Here is a 13,368-nt window from a genome sequence, read left to right as displayed (position 1 = left end):
GTGCGTACTCCTCAGGCGGGCGCGGCGGCGAGGCGGTGGGGGTCGAACAGACCGATCGGATGATCGGTGGTGCCCGTCAGGGCGAGATCGGCGACGATCTCGCCGACAACCGGCACGAACTTGAAGCCATGCCCGGAGAAACCGCAGGCCACGGTCACGGACTCCGGGTGCGCGGGGTGGCGGGCGATCACGAAGTGTTCGTCGGGGGTGTTGGAGTACATGCACGTGGCGGCCTTGAGGAAGGTGCCCGGTAGGTCGGGGATGCACCGGGACATGTGATCCGCCATGGCCTGGATCTCGTCCTCGTGGACCGTCCGGTCGATGGTCTCCGGGGTGGTCACGACCCCCTTGCGGAAGAAGGCGACCTTCGCGCCCAGCTCCGGCCCGTCGATGGACGGGAAGCCGTACACCTGGACTCCGGCCGCGTCCTCCCAGATGTAGATCGGGTGCTTCTCGGGGAGGAAGGGCCGTACTCCGCCCTTCGGCTGGAACCAGTACATGACCTGCCGCTCGATCGTGAACGGCACCCCGAGATCGGTGAGCAGCTGCGGTGCCCACGCGCCCGGGCAGAGCACCAGCTGGCTCGCGGTGTACGTGTTCTCGGCCGTGTGCACGCGTACACCGTCCCGGTACGGCTCCCAGCGCGTCATCGGCTCTTCGAAGTGCAGGTCGGCGCCCTGCCGGGTGGCGAGCTGGAGGTGCGCGGCGACGGTGTTCTCGGGACGGACGAGCCCGGCCCGCGCCTCGTACAGCGCGACCTCGTCGTCGTTCGGGTTCAGGGTCGGGAAGCGGCGGCGGATCTCCGGAGCGTCCAGCATCTCGTGGGGCAGGTCCCACTGCTCGGCGGAGAGCAGCGAACCGGAGACGGTCCGAGAGTCCGGCCGTCCGACCATCACGCCACCGCAGAGGGTGGCGACCTCACGGCCCGTCGCTCGCTCCAGCTCGTCGTACAGCTCGTACGAGCGCAGCAGCAGTGGTACGTACGCCGGGTCCTCGAAGTAGGACTGGCGGGTGATGCGCGAACCGCCGTGACTGGAGCCGCGGTTGTGGACCGGGCCGAACTTCTCCAGGCCGAGCACGCGGGCGCCGCGCGCGGACAGATGGTGGGCGGCGGCGCTGCCCATGCCGCCGAGACCGATCACGATCACGTCGTAGGTGGGGGACACGGGGCCTCCTCTGGCTTTTGGCCGGTCTCTTGACTCTTGATCGGTTTCAGCGGCGGATGCGGTTCATCTTCGGGTCGAAGAGGGGTTCGTCGGCGACGGTCGCGGGGACCTTCTCGCCGAAGTACTCGATGTGCACGCCGGTGCCGGTCGGGAGCGCCGGCAGCCAGGCGTACGCGACGCACCGGCCCAGCGTGTAGCCGTACGAGGCGCTGGTGACGTATCCCGCCGGGGCGCCGTCGACGTAGACGGGCTCCTTGCCGAGGACGACGGCGGCGGGGTCGTCGAGGAGGAGCGGGGTGAGCCGGCGTGCGGGTTCGGTTCCGGCGAGGCTCTGGAGCGCCTCCTGGCCGACGAAGCCGTCCTTGTCCATGCGGACCGCGAAGCCGACGCCCGCCTCGAACGGGTTGTGCTCGTCGGTCATGTCCACGCCCCACGCGCGGTACCCCTTCTCCAGCCGCAGACTGTTGAATGCCGACCGTCCGGCCGCGATCACGCCGTGCCGCTGTCCCGCCTCCCACAGCGTGTCCCAGAGCCTCAGCCCCAGATCGGCCGAGGTATACAACTCCCAGCCCAGCTCACCGACGTACGACAGGCGCATCGCCGTCACCGGGACGTGCCCGAGGTAGGTCTCCTTCGCGCGGAAGTAGCCGAAGCCCTCGTGCGAGAAGTCGTCGCGGGTCAGGGGCTGGACGAGGTCGCGCGCGAGCGGGCCCCAGACGCCGATGCAGCAGGTGCCGGAGGTGATGTCCCTGATCTGCACGTCGTCGGGTGAGTGCCGGGTCAGCCAGTCCAGGTCGGTGGGGGAGTTGGCGCCCACCTGGAAGCGGTCGGGGGCGAGGCGCGCGACGGTCAGGTCGGAACGGACGCCGCCCGCTTCGTCGAGGAGCAGGGTGTAGGTGACGGCGCCGGGTTTCTTGCGGAGGTTGTTGGTGGTCATGCGCTGGAGGAAGTCGAGGGCGCCGGGGCCGGTGACTTCGAGGCGGCGCAGCGGGGTCATGTCGTACAGCGCGACCTTCTCGCGGGTGACCTGGGCCTCCGCCGCGGCGATCGGCGACCAGTAGCGGGCCGCCCAGGCGTCACGCTCGGGGAGCTCCAGGCCGTCCACGAGGGGGGCGTTCGCCTCGTACCAGTGCGGGCGCTCCCAGCCGCCGCCCTCCAGGAAGTAGGCGCCGAGTTGCTGCTGCCGGGCGTAGAAGGGGCTGACGCGCAGTGGTCGTGGCTGTTCCATCGGCTGAAGCGGGTGGAGGACGTCGTACACCTCGACAAATTGCTGTGAACCGCGCTCACGGACATACGACGGTGAACGCTGTGCGTCCTCGAAACGCGTGAGGTCGCACTCGTGCAGGTCGATCGACGCGCGCCCGTCGACCATCCATTCGGCGACCGCCTTCGCCACCCCCGCGGAATGGGTGACCCAGACGGCCTCGGCGAGCCAGAAGCCACGGATCTGTCGTGACTCCCCGAGCACGGGCATGCCGTCCGGGGTGAAGGAGAAGACGCCGTTGAAGCCCTCCTCGATCTCCGTCTCCCGCAGGGCGGGCATCAGCCGGCGGCAGTCGTCCCAGCTCGGCGCCCAGTCCTCCTCGGTGAACGGGTACGAGGACGGCATCTCCATGTCGTTCGCGCGCGCCTCGTCGTACGGGAGGATGCCGAACGGGTCGACGGGAAGCGGCTTGTGGGCGTAGCTGCCGATGCCGATGCGATCGGTGTGCTCGCGGAAGTAGAGGTCGCGGTCCTGGAAGCGAAGGATGGGCCTTTCCGCTTCCTTTGTGGCGTCGGCGAGTTCGTGGAGCGGCTGCGTCTTCGCGTACTGGTGTGCCAGCGGTTGCAGGGGTACGTCGACTCCGGCCATGCGGCCGATGACGGGGCCCCAGAATCCGGCTGCGGAGACGACATGGTCGGCGGGAAAGGTGCCGCGGTCGGTGACGACGGCGGTGACGCGGCCGTCCTCCTGCTCGATGCCGGTGACCGTGTGGCGGTCGAGGAAGCGGGCGCCCTTTTCCACGGCGCGTTCCCTCTGTGCGCGGGCCGCGAGCACGGCGCTGGCCAGGCCGTCGTCGGGGGTGTGGAAGCCGCCGAGGACGGCCGACTGGTCGATGAGCGGCCAGAGTTCCTTGCAGCGGGCCGCGCTGACGATCTCGCCGCGCACGCCCCAGGCGGCGGCGTAACCGGCCCTGCGGTGCAGGTCGGCGAGGCGTTCGGGAGTGGTGGCGAGTTCGAGACCGCCGACCGGATTGAAGCAGGAGACACCCTCCACCTGGAGGGAGTTGAACTTCTCCACGGTGTACCGCGCGAAGGCCGTGAGCGTCTTGGACGGGCTGGTCTGGAAAACCAGGCCAGGTGCGTGCGAGGTGGAGCCGCCCGGGGCGGGCAGCGGCCCCTGTTCGAGAACGGTGACGTCGGTCCAGCCGCGGGCGGTCAGCTCGTCGGCGAGGGAGCAGCCGACGATGCCGGCGCCGATGACGACGACACGGGGACGGGGTGCGGGGGTGCTGGACATGCCCCTCCTTGCCGGGGTGGGGAGTGAACGCGCTCAGGGACGGGGGACGTTGGGGCGTTCGGCGGAGATGGTCGTGTCCGCGCCGTGCCCGGTGCGGACGACCGTGGTGCCGGCGATCGCGGTGACATGACGTCCGGCGACGGCCTGGTGGATCGTGTGGGCGGCGTGGGCGGCGTCGACACTCACAGGACGACCACCGACCGCAGCACCTCACCTCGGCGCATCTTGGCGAACGCCTCCTCGACCTGATCGAGGGAGATCGTCTCGCTGACGAAGGCGTTGAGGTCCAGCAGTCCGTACAGGTACTGGTCGATGAGGTACGGGAAGTCGCGGCTCGGCAGACAGTCGCCGTACCAGGACGACTTGAGGGATCCGCCGCGGGAGAAGAGGTCGATCAGCGGCAGGTCGATCTTCATCTCGGGGTCCGGGACGCCGACCTGGACGAGGACGCCGGCGTGGTCGCGCATGTAGAAGGCCTGTTTGTACGTCTCCGGGCGGCCCACCGCGTCGATGGCGATGTCGACCCCGAAGCCGTCGGTGAGCGCGCGGACGGCCTCGACGGGATCTGTCCCGCGCGAGTTGACCGTGTGGGTGGCGCCGAACTTCTCCGCCTGGTCGAGCTTCTTGTCGTCGATGTCCACGGCGATGACCTTCATGGCCCCGTTGAGACAGGCGCCCGCGATGGCCGCGTTGCCGACGCCGCCGCAGCCGATGACGGCGACGGTGTCACCGCGGCCGACGTTGCCGGTGTTGACGGCGGCGCCGTAGCCGGCCATCACCCCGCAGCCGATCAGGCCCGCCGCCTCCGGGCGGGCGGCCGGGTCGATCTTCACTGCCTGCCCGGCCGCCACCAGGGTCTTCTCGGCGAAGGCGCCGATGCCGAGGGCGTTGGTGAGCGGGGTGCCGTCGAGGAGTGTCATCGGCTGGGTGGCGTTGCGGGAGTCGAAGCAGTACCAGGGGCGGCCGCGGCGACAGGAGCGACAGGATCCGCAGGGCGCTCGCCAGGCGAGGACCACGTAGTCGCCGGGAATCAGGTCGGTGACGCCCTCGCCGACCACCTCGATCGTGCCGGCCGCCTCATGCCCGAGCAGGAAGGGGAAGTCGTCGGTGATCGCCCCTTCCCGGTAGTGCAGATCCGTGTGGCAGACCCCGCAGGCCTGGACGTTGACGAGGACCTCACCGGGGCCCGGGTCGGGAACGACGATCGTCTGCACCTCGACGGGTGCGCCCTTTTTGACAGCGACTACGGCACGGACCTCGTGTGGCACGACCAAGCTCCTCTGCTGTTGCGCAATACAAGATGGGTTGCGCGATGAGGAACATATTGAGAACGCCGTCATGGAGCCGTCAAGAGGCGGGCGTTAACCCTTGGCAAAAGGAATGGGGCGTCGGAAACCTGACGGACACACAACAGCGCGGGGCCGAGATTCTCTCGGCCCCGCGCGGTGGTGGGCCCGCGCCCCGAAGGGACGCGGGGGACTGCTGGGGACTGCGCGACCAGCCATCGACGGCCCGCAGTTCACGGACTACGGATGGTGCCCCCCCCCGCATCTCAGAAGCCGTAACCCATACGCCGGGACAACTCGGCCCCGGCCGCCACCGTCCGCTTCGCCAGCTCCGGCAGCCGATCGGAGTTCAGCCGATACACCGGACCCGACACGCTGATCGCCGCGATCACCTTGCCGTCGTGCGCCCGGATCGGCGCGGCCACCGCGGCGAGCCCCAACTCCAGCTCCTCGATGGTCATGCCATAGCCCTGCTCGACCACCGCCTCCAGTTCGGCGCGCAGCGTGGCCGTGCCGGTGATCGTGCGCTCGGTGAACCGAGGCAGTGAGCGCGCCAGCAGACCTTCCCGCAGCGTGGGCGGCATGTGTGCGAGCAGCACCTTGCCGCTGGAGGTGGCGTGCAGCGGGGTGCGTCGGCCCAGCCAGTTCTGCGCTGTGACCGACGCGGTGCCGCGGGCCTGCATGATGTTGACCGCCGCGTCGTCGTCGAGGACCGCGATGTTGACCGTCTCGCCCAGCTCGCCGGCGAGTTCGCGGCAGACCGGGACGCCCTCCTGGGAGATGTCGAGGCGCACCGCCGCCGCCCCCGCCAGGCGCAGTACCGCGGCACCCAGGTAGTACTTCCCGCGGTCCTTGGCCTGGGCCACCAGGCCGCGGTTCTCCAGGACACCGAGCAGACGGAAGGCGGTGGACTTGTGCACGTTCAGCTCGTCGGCGATCTCGGTGACGCCCGCTTCGCCGACCCGGGCGAGGATCTCCAGCACACTCACGGCGCGGTCCACCGACTGGACGGCGCTGACCGCGCCCTTGCCGTTCTGCTTCGGGGGGTTCTCCTCGGTGTGCTCAGCCTGCTTCTGCGTGCGGGTCATAGGTCAACTCTCACCACCTGGCGGCCGTGTTTGGGCCGCATCTGCGGGAAGCCCTTGACGTGACGGGACCCCCGCGCGGATTCTGTTGCGCATAGCGCTCCCTCATGCGCCATGCGAAACATCATGTTACCGAAGCGTCCGGAACCGGATAGGTCCCCGGACCACCTGGACCAGGAGGTCCCGGACCAAGAGTCCAGGACCGAGAGGGGGGCCCATGATTCCCGTCTGCCGCCTTGACGACCTCCCCGCGGGCGAATCCGTCCGTGTCGACACCACTCCGCCCATCGCCGTGTTCAACGCCGACGGCGAGCTGTACGCCATCGACGACACCTGCACCCACCAGGACGCCTCTCTCTCGGAGGGCTGGCTGGAGGGCTGTCTGGTCGAATGCCCGCTGCACGCCGCCTCATTCGATCTCCGTACGGGCATGCCGACGTGCCTCCCCGCACGCCGCCCCGTCCGCACCCACCGCGTCACCGTCGACGACGGAATCATCCACGTCCACGTGGCCGCGCAGGAGGGCACCGCCGCATGAGGAACGAGACCCATGCCGCCGGCACGGCATTCGCACGCGAACTGAACGCCGGATCCAGCCGTGCCGCTCCCGAGTTGAACCCCGCGCCCCGGCGTGTCGCTCGCGCGTCGAACGTCCAGCCTCGGCATGCCGCTCACGACGGCAGCGCGTGGCTTCGGCGCACTCACGACGGCAGCTCCGGGCTTTGGCGCACCCGCGAGGGGAGTGCGGGGCTTCAGCACACCCGCGAGGGGAGTGCGGGGCTTCAGCACACCCGCGAGGGGAGTGCCAGGCTCCAGCGCACCCGCGAGGGGAGTGCCAGGCTCCAGCGCACCCGCGGGAGAAGCGCCTGGCTTCAGCGCACCCGCCAGGACTGCGGCGAGTCCCGGCGTGCCGGCCATGACGCCTCCCTCCCGCGGGTCGCAGGGGACCGGAGGCCCGCCTCATGAGGACCGTGACCGTCGTCGGCGCCTCGCTCTCCGGGCTGTACGCTGCCCGCGAGCTGCGCGCCCAGGGGTTCGACGGACGCCTGGTGATCATCGGGGACGAACCCCACCACCCGTACGACCGCCCACCCCTGTCCAAGGACTTCCTCACCGGTCGCGCCGACGAGGACCAACTCGCCCTCACCGACGCAGAGGAGAGCGCCGAACTCGGCGCCGAGTGGCTTCTCGGCGTACGCGCACGTGGCCTCGACGCCCGCGGTCGCACCGTCCTCCTCGACGACGGCCGTACCGCCTCCACCGACGGCGTGGTTATCGCCACCGGTGCCTCGGCCCGTCGCCTCCCGGGCGACGACCTCGTCGGCGTGCATACCCTGCGTACCCTCGACGACGCCCGCACCCTGCGCGAGGAACTCGCCCAGGGCCCGCGCCGCGTCGTCGTCATCGGCGGTGGATTCATCGGTGCCGAGACCGCATCCTCCTGCGCCGGACTCGGCCACGACGTCACCGTCGTCGAAGCAGCGCCGCTGCCCCTCGTACCCCAACTCGGCCTCGAGATGGCCGCCGTGTGCGCCGCACTGCACCGCCGTGGCGGCGTCGACCTCGTCACCGGCACGGGTGTGGCCGGTTTGCGCGGAAGCCGCGTCGCTGCGGCGCGCGGGAGCCGCGTCGCCTATGCCGAGGCAGGCCGCACCGTTGTCGGCCCAGAGGGCAGTACTGCCTCCTCTCCCGCTGCGGAGCGCAGCCGGGACGGCGCGGCGCGAGCCGTCGTCACCGGCGTGGAACTCTCCGACGGCCGGATCCTGCCCGCCGACGTCGTGATCGTAGGCATCGGCGCCACCCCCAACACCGGCTGGCTCGCCGGTTCGACACTCGCTCTGCACGACGGTGTGCTGTGCGACGACGGCTGTGTGACCGGACTGCCGCAGGTGGTCGCTGTCGGTGACGTCGCCCGTGTCGGAGGTTCGCGAGCCGAGCACTGGACCTCCGCCACGGAACAACCCCGTGTCGCTGTGCGCAATTTGCTCGCCGGACGCGCCGTCGAGACCGTGCGGTCCCTGCCTTACTTCTGGTCCGACCAGTACGGCGCGCGAATCCAGTTCGCGGGGCGCCGCCACCATGCGGACACCGTCCGTATCGCCGAGGGCGCACTCGATGACGGCGCTCCGGCCGAAGGCGGGTTCCTCGCCCTGTACGAACGCGACGGCCGAACGACAGCTGTGCTCTCCATCGACCGGCCGCGCCCGTTCATGAAGGCGCGGCGCGAACTGGTCCGCAGCGCCGACCTGTTGGAGCCGACAGGCGCGGCGGCGACCTGACGGCTGCGCGGGCGGGCTTACGGGGGAGGGCCCGCCCCACCGACGTAGCCGGGTGACGCCCCGGGTGTTCCCCTTGGCCGTCAGCCGTCAGCCGTCAGCCGTCAGCCGTACTAGGAGTGCGACAACTGGCCGGTCCCGCCCTGCCGCCGTATTCGCTTCTGCGCGCGTTCGGCAGCGCGGGCCTGCCGTCGGGTCCGGCGCCGCTCGCGCCGTAGGGCCCGCGCGGTGCTGCTCGGCTCCGACACCACCCCGTTCCGCTGGTTCCACACCTGGCGTGTCACCCAGACGTCCAGGGCCGCCCATGTGGCCACGACCGTGCTGGCCACGCTGCTCAAGACCATGGGGAAGGCCAGCCAGGATCCCGCCAGCGTGGACAGGAAGGCGACCATCGCCTGAATCAGGGTCACGGAGATGATGAGCACCGCCCGCACGGCCGCCGTCCGCACCGGATCGGGCAGTCGCCGTCGGCGTGCGGGCTCCTCGATCCACAACGGCCGGTAGTACGCCTGCTCCTCACGCTCGTCCGTGTGCCCACCCGCGGCGAGGCCCTGCCCGCCGTCCTGCTCGCGCCCGCTCCTGACGCCGGCCTGCCCGCTCCCGTGGTCGCGCTCCCCGGCACCGCCGCGCCCGCTCACCTGACTGCGCCCGCCCGTGGCAACGCCCAGTCTGTTCACTTCCTCGCGCCCACCAGTCGTAGCCGTCCGTCCGTCCGTCCGGTCGTGCCCGTCCGCCGGAATGTCGCGATCCGGTGCCTGGGTAGCCCCTTGCGCCGCCGCCACGGATGTCGCAGCACCGATCCCGGGCGCCCCGCTCCGCTCCGCCGTGCCCATCAACTTGTCACTCCCCACCGCCCAGCAGACCCCTCACGCAGGTGTCATGCGACACCGGCTCCCCAGTGGCTGCCCGGCTTGCGCTGTTTTACGCCGCCTATGAGCGGCATGCGACCCGTGTGGCCGATTCCGCCCCCATTTCCCATAGAGAAGGACGAACGGCGTGCCTCGAAGATTCCCAACCAGCGAAGAATTCCGGCCAACTGACCAAGTTCACCGTTCCGATGCGGTCCGGTCCCCGGTGCCTGATTGAGGGAGGCAATCTCCCCCAATGAACGGACAACTGCCCATCTCTTGTTCCCCCAACTGGCCATGTCTCGTTGCCTTCGCGCCGGGTGAGCGACCGGACGCGCCTTCGAGTTACCTGTGCGTCGGTAGTAGGCTCACGCCGTTTGTTGACGCACATGTGTACCCCCAAACCGGAGGGGGGCGAGGTGGGGGAGGCCATGCGCTTTCGCGGGAAGTCCATCCGCCGGAAGATCGTGGCGCTGCTCCTCGTGCCGCTTCTGTCTCTGACAGGGATCTGGGCCTTCGCGACGGTCCTCACCGGGCGCGAGGCCAACCAGTTGTTCAATGTGTCGGATGTCGTCGAGAAGATCGGCTACCCCACCGAGGACACCGTCCGCGTCCTCCAGCAGGAACGCCGCCAGACACTCGTCTATCTCGCCGACCCTCGTGCCTCCGACGCGCTCACCGCGCTGAAGCACAGTCGGACCGCCACCGACCGGGCCGTGTCGAAGGTCCGCAAGAACGCCAAGGACCAAGACGTACTCGAGGCGATGGGAGGGGGCACCTCGGAGCATCTCAGCTCCATCCTGGACGCGTTCGACGGCATCGATTCGCTGCGCCGCACCGTCGAGGAGGGCACCGTCAACCGGGCCCAGGCCTTCGACCGCTACAACCGTCTGCTCGACCCCTGTTACACGCTGGTGTCCAATCTTCATGTGGTCGACAACGTGGAGATGGACAAGCAGGGCCGCGCCCTCGTCAACGTGGCTGTCGCCCGCGAACTGCTCTCCCGCGAGGATGCCCTCCTCGGCTCCGCACTGGTCTCGGGCCGTGTCACCGACGACGAAATCCGCGACATCTCCGACCTCGTCGCCCAGCGCACCCTGCTGTACGCCGTCAACCTGCCGCTACTGCCCTCCTCGGAACGCGAACGCTACGAGCGCTACTGGAAGAACGCCGACACGGCTCCCCTGCGCGTGGCCGAACAGGCCGTCGCCATCTCTTCCTCCGGCTTGCCCCGCGGCGTCACCGCGAAGAGTTGGGACAGGGCGGCCGGCCATGTGCTCAAGGAACTGGGCGATCTCGACGACAAGGCGGGCGACCGCTATCAGGACCGGGTCCAGCCGGTGGCCACCGGCATCATCGTCAAGGTGGTCATCGCGGGCGTACTGGGCCTCATCGCCCTGCTGGTCTCGCTCATCATGTCCGTGCGCATCGGCAGGGGCCTCATCCGCGATCTGCGCCGACTGCGCCTGGAGGCCCACGAGGCGTCCGGCGTCCGGCTGCCCAGCGTCATGCGCCGCCTCTCCGCAGGCGAACAGGTCGACGTCGAGACCGAAGTGCCGCGCCTGGAGTATGACAAGAACGAGATCGGCGAGGTCGGTCAGGCCCTCAACACCCTGCAGCGTGCCGCCGTCGAGGCCGCCGTCAAGCAGTCTGAACTGCGGGATGGCGTCTCCGAAGTCTTCGTCAACCTCGCCCGTCGCAGCCAGGTCCTGCTGCACAAGCAGCTCACCCTGCTCGACACCATGGAGCGTCGGACCGAGGACACCGATGAACTGGCCGACCTGTTCCGCCTCGACCACCTGACCACGCGCATGCGCCGGCACGCCGAGGGCCTGGTCATCCTCTCCGGCGCCGCCCCGTCCCGCCAGTGGCGCAAGCCCGTCCAGCTCATGGACATCGTCCGCGCCGCGGTCGCCGAAGTCGAGGACTACGAACGCATCGAGGTACGCCGACTGCCCCGCGTCGCCGTCACCGGGCCCGCGGTCGCCGACCTCACCCACCTCGTGGCCGAACTCCTGGAGAACGCCACGGTGTTCTCGCCCCCGCACACCGCCGTGCAGGTCGTCGGCGAGCGCGTCGCCAACGGCTTCACCCTGGAGATCCACGACCGCGGCCTGGGCATGGCGGCCGAAGCTCTCCTCGACGCCAACCTGCGGCTCGCCGAAACCCCCGAGTTCGAGCTGTCCGACACCGACCGGCTCGGTCTCTTCGTGGTCAGCCGACTCGCTCAGCGACAGAACGTCCGTGTCTCCCTCCAGACATCCCCGTACGGCGGTACCACCGCTGTCGTCTTCATCCCCGACGCGCTGCTCACGGACGACGTCCCGGACACCAACGGCATCGGGTTCCGTCTCGACCGCGCGCTGCCCTCGAAGGAGGGCCAGATCGAGGGCGACCGCAAGTCGGCGCTCTCCCAGGTGCCGGTGCACCTCCCTGGCCTGCCCACCTCGATCCTGGACGGGCCGGTCGAGTTGGAGGCGCCGGTCGAGCTGGACACCCTCAGCGGATTCCCGGCCGCCCTCGACGACGAGGACGGCGGCCAGGGCGGCCTGTTCCGGCCGCGCCGCTCCATCGCCGGTGTCCCCGTCGAGCAGCACGAGCAGCCCCGCGAGAGCCGCGGCGAGACGGCCCGCTCCGACGACGGCGGCGGCCATCCGGGAGCCCCGGTCTCGCTGCCGCGCCGCAGGACCCCCAAGCTCGTCAGCTCACACGGTCGTCCCGTGGCCCGGACGAGACCCCGACGCGGCGAGGCGGACGAGGAGCCCATGCAGGCTCTCGAACCCGTGCAGGCTCTGGAGCCGGTGGAGGATCGGGAGCCGGTGGAACTGCTGGGTGCGGCGGAGCGGGAAAGCCTGAAGCCGCCTGCCGTCCAGCATGCTGAGCGCTCTGAGACCTCCATGCGCCGTAACGGCGAGCGCACCGAAACCTCCGCGCGTCGTAACGGCGAGCGCGCGGAGACCCCAGGCCTCCGATCCGAGACCTCCGGTCTTCGAGAGGCCCCCGCTCTCCCCCAACGCACTCGTCGCACCACCTCGTCGTCCGGCACGGCTGAGACCCCCCCGAACTCCGACGCCGCGCCGGAAGGGGCAGAATCGGGTGCAAGCCCGCTGCCCCGCCGCGTTCGGCAGGCCAATCTGGCCCCGCAGTTGAAGGACGGACCCCAACGGCTTACGGAGCGTGACAAGGCCCGCAACGGGAACGGGGCGGATCTCGCCGATCGCGACGCCGACGAGGTACGCAGCCGAATGGCTTCGCTGCAGCGAGGCTGGCAGCGCGGCCGCGAGGAGAACGCCACGGGCGGCGAGGCCCAGGACGGCACAGCACCACGAACGACAAAGGGAGACGGTCGATGACCGCACCGAAGGCCGCAGGGCCTACCGCGACCACCAAGGCTTCGGGAGAGCTGAACTGGCTTCTCGACGACCTGGTGGACCGCGTTGCCAGCATCCACAAGGCGATCGTGCTCTCTGGCGACGGCCTCCCCACCGGGGCCTCGAAGGACCTGACCCGGGAGGACAGCGAGCACCTGGCCGCCGTGGCCTCCGGCTTCCACAGTCTCGCCAAGGGCGTCGGCCGCCACTTCGAAGCGGGCGGTGTCCGGCAGACGGTCGTCGAGCTCGAGGACGCCTTTCTGTTCGTCACGGCCGCCGGTGACGGCAGCTGCCTCGCCGTTCTCTCCGACTCCGACTCCGACGTCGGGCAGGTCGCCTACGAAATGACGCTCCTGGTGAAGCGGGTCGGCGTACATCTGGCCGCCACTCCGCGCACGGATCTGCCTTCGGGCGGGTAGTGGGATGACATGAGCGGAGACGGTCAGGGGACACGCCACTGGTTCGACGACGACGCCGGACCAGTGGTCCGCCCCTATGCCATGACACGAGGCCGCACCACCAGTCCGGCCCAGCACCGCCTCGATCTGATCGCGGTGGTCGTGACGGAGTCCCACACGGACGACCCCGGAGCGGACCACTCGCTGTCTCCGGAACACCTGGACATCGTCGAACTGTGCCGCGACGCCCCCCAGTCGGTGGCCGAGCTCGCCGCCGAACTCGATCTCCCCATCGGAGTAGTGCGAGTTCTCATCGGTGACCTCGTGACCGAGGAAATGGTCCATGTGACACGTCCCGTACCCCCCGCAGAGCTGCCGGACGAGAGTATTCTGCGCGACGTGATCAACGGCCTCCGGGCGCTCTGAGCTGGGCGGAAG

11 protein-coding genes are annotated in these 13,368 nt (G+C 69.9%); 5 read left to right on the top strand and 6 right to left on the bottom strand.

The annotated features are described in order from the left end of the window. Window positions 1-11 precede the first annotated feature (11 nt). The 5 genes from solA to AB0D57_RS30320 all read right to left on the bottom strand — a co-directional run bounded on the left by solA (window position 12) and on the right by AB0D57_RS30320 (window position 6,040). A complete protein-coding gene (solA, locus tag AB0D57_RS30340) occupies window positions 12-1,166 on the bottom strand; it encodes an N-methyl-L-tryptophan oxidase (protein ID WP_362079963.1) in 1,155 nt (384 codons plus the stop codon). Window positions 1,167-1,212: 46 nt separating this feature from the next. Beyond that, window positions 1,213-3,666 carry an FAD-dependent oxidoreductase gene (locus AB0D57_RS30335; protein WP_362079960.1) on the bottom strand — a complete coding sequence of 818 codons (2,454 nt, stop codon included), beginning with the start codon at window positions 3,664-3,666 and terminating at the stop codon, window positions 1,213-1,215. A gap of 33 nt (window positions 3,667-3,699) precedes the next feature. Then, on the bottom strand, window positions 3,700-3,852 hold the full coding sequence (locus AB0D57_RS30330) for a hypothetical protein (protein ID WP_362079957.1): 153 nt from the start codon (window positions 3,850-3,852) through the stop codon (window positions 3,700-3,702). Then, window positions 3,849-4,934 carry an S-(hydroxymethyl)mycothiol dehydrogenase gene (locus AB0D57_RS30325; RefSeq protein WP_362079954.1) on the bottom strand — a complete coding sequence of 362 codons (1,086 nt, stop codon included), beginning with the start codon at window positions 4,932-4,934 and terminating at the stop codon, window positions 3,849-3,851. Before AB0D57_RS30325 ends, AB0D57_RS30330 begins: the two co-directional genes overlap by 4 nt. A gap of 284 nt (window positions 4,935-5,218) precedes the next feature. Beyond that, a complete protein-coding gene (locus tag AB0D57_RS30320; RefSeq protein ID WP_362079951.1) occupies window positions 5,219-6,040 on the bottom strand; it encodes an IclR family transcriptional regulator in 822 nt (273 codons plus the stop codon). A gap of 214 nt (window positions 6,041-6,254) precedes the next feature. Between AB0D57_RS30320 and AB0D57_RS30315 the strand changes: the two genes are divergently transcribed. Together AB0D57_RS30315 and AB0D57_RS30310 are read left to right on the top strand one after the other, a co-directional pair. Further along, window positions 6,255-6,575 carry a bifunctional 3-phenylpropionate/cinnamic acid dioxygenase ferredoxin subunit gene (locus AB0D57_RS30315; protein WP_362079948.1) on the top strand — a complete coding sequence of 107 codons (321 nt, stop codon included), beginning with the start codon at window positions 6,255-6,257 and terminating at the stop codon, window positions 6,573-6,575. Between the two features lie 424 nt (window positions 6,576-6,999). Beyond that, window positions 7,000-8,316 (top strand): FAD-dependent oxidoreductase, encoded by a 1,317-nt coding sequence (locus AB0D57_RS30310; protein ID WP_362079945.1) that lies wholly within the window; start codon window positions 7,000-7,002, stop codon window positions 8,314-8,316. A 110-nt stretch (window positions 8,317-8,426) separates the two neighbouring features. On the opposite strand, the gene AB0D57_RS30305 is transcribed toward AB0D57_RS30310, so the two are convergent. Continuing rightward, entirely contained in the window at window positions 8,427-8,990 is a 564-nt protein-coding gene (locus AB0D57_RS30305) for a hypothetical protein (RefSeq protein WP_362079942.1), read from the bottom strand. Between the two features lie 602 nt (window positions 8,991-9,592). Between AB0D57_RS30305 and AB0D57_RS30300 the strand changes: the two genes are divergently transcribed. The 3 genes from AB0D57_RS30300 to AB0D57_RS30290 are packed head-to-tail and all read left to right on the top strand — an operon-like array spanning window position 9,593 to window position 13,356. Further along, window positions 9,593-12,514: a nitrate- and nitrite sensing domain-containing protein gene (locus AB0D57_RS30300; RefSeq protein WP_362079939.1), complete on the top strand. Its 2,922-nt coding sequence runs from the start codon at window positions 9,593-9,595 to the stop codon at window positions 12,512-12,514. Continuing rightward, on the top strand, window positions 12,511-12,951 hold the full coding sequence (locus AB0D57_RS30295) for a roadblock/LC7 domain-containing protein (RefSeq protein ID WP_362079936.1): 441 nt from the start codon (window positions 12,511-12,513) through the stop codon (window positions 12,949-12,951). The genes AB0D57_RS30300 and AB0D57_RS30295 overlap by 4 nt, the downstream gene beginning before the upstream one ends. 9 nt (window positions 12,952-12,960) lie before the next feature. After that, entirely contained in the window at window positions 12,961-13,356 is a 396-nt protein-coding gene (locus AB0D57_RS30290) for a DUF742 domain-containing protein (protein ID WP_362079933.1), read from the top strand. The last annotated feature ends 12 nt before the right edge of the window (window positions 13,357-13,368 follow it).

Origin of the sequence: Streptomyces sp. NPDC048275, from assembly GCF_040652275.1 — a bacterium.
In the GTDB taxonomy this organism is placed as follows: domain Bacteria; phylum Actinomycetota; class Actinomycetes; order Streptomycetales; family Streptomycetaceae; genus Streptomyces.
This window is presented reverse-complemented; position numbering and strand designations above follow the sequence as displayed.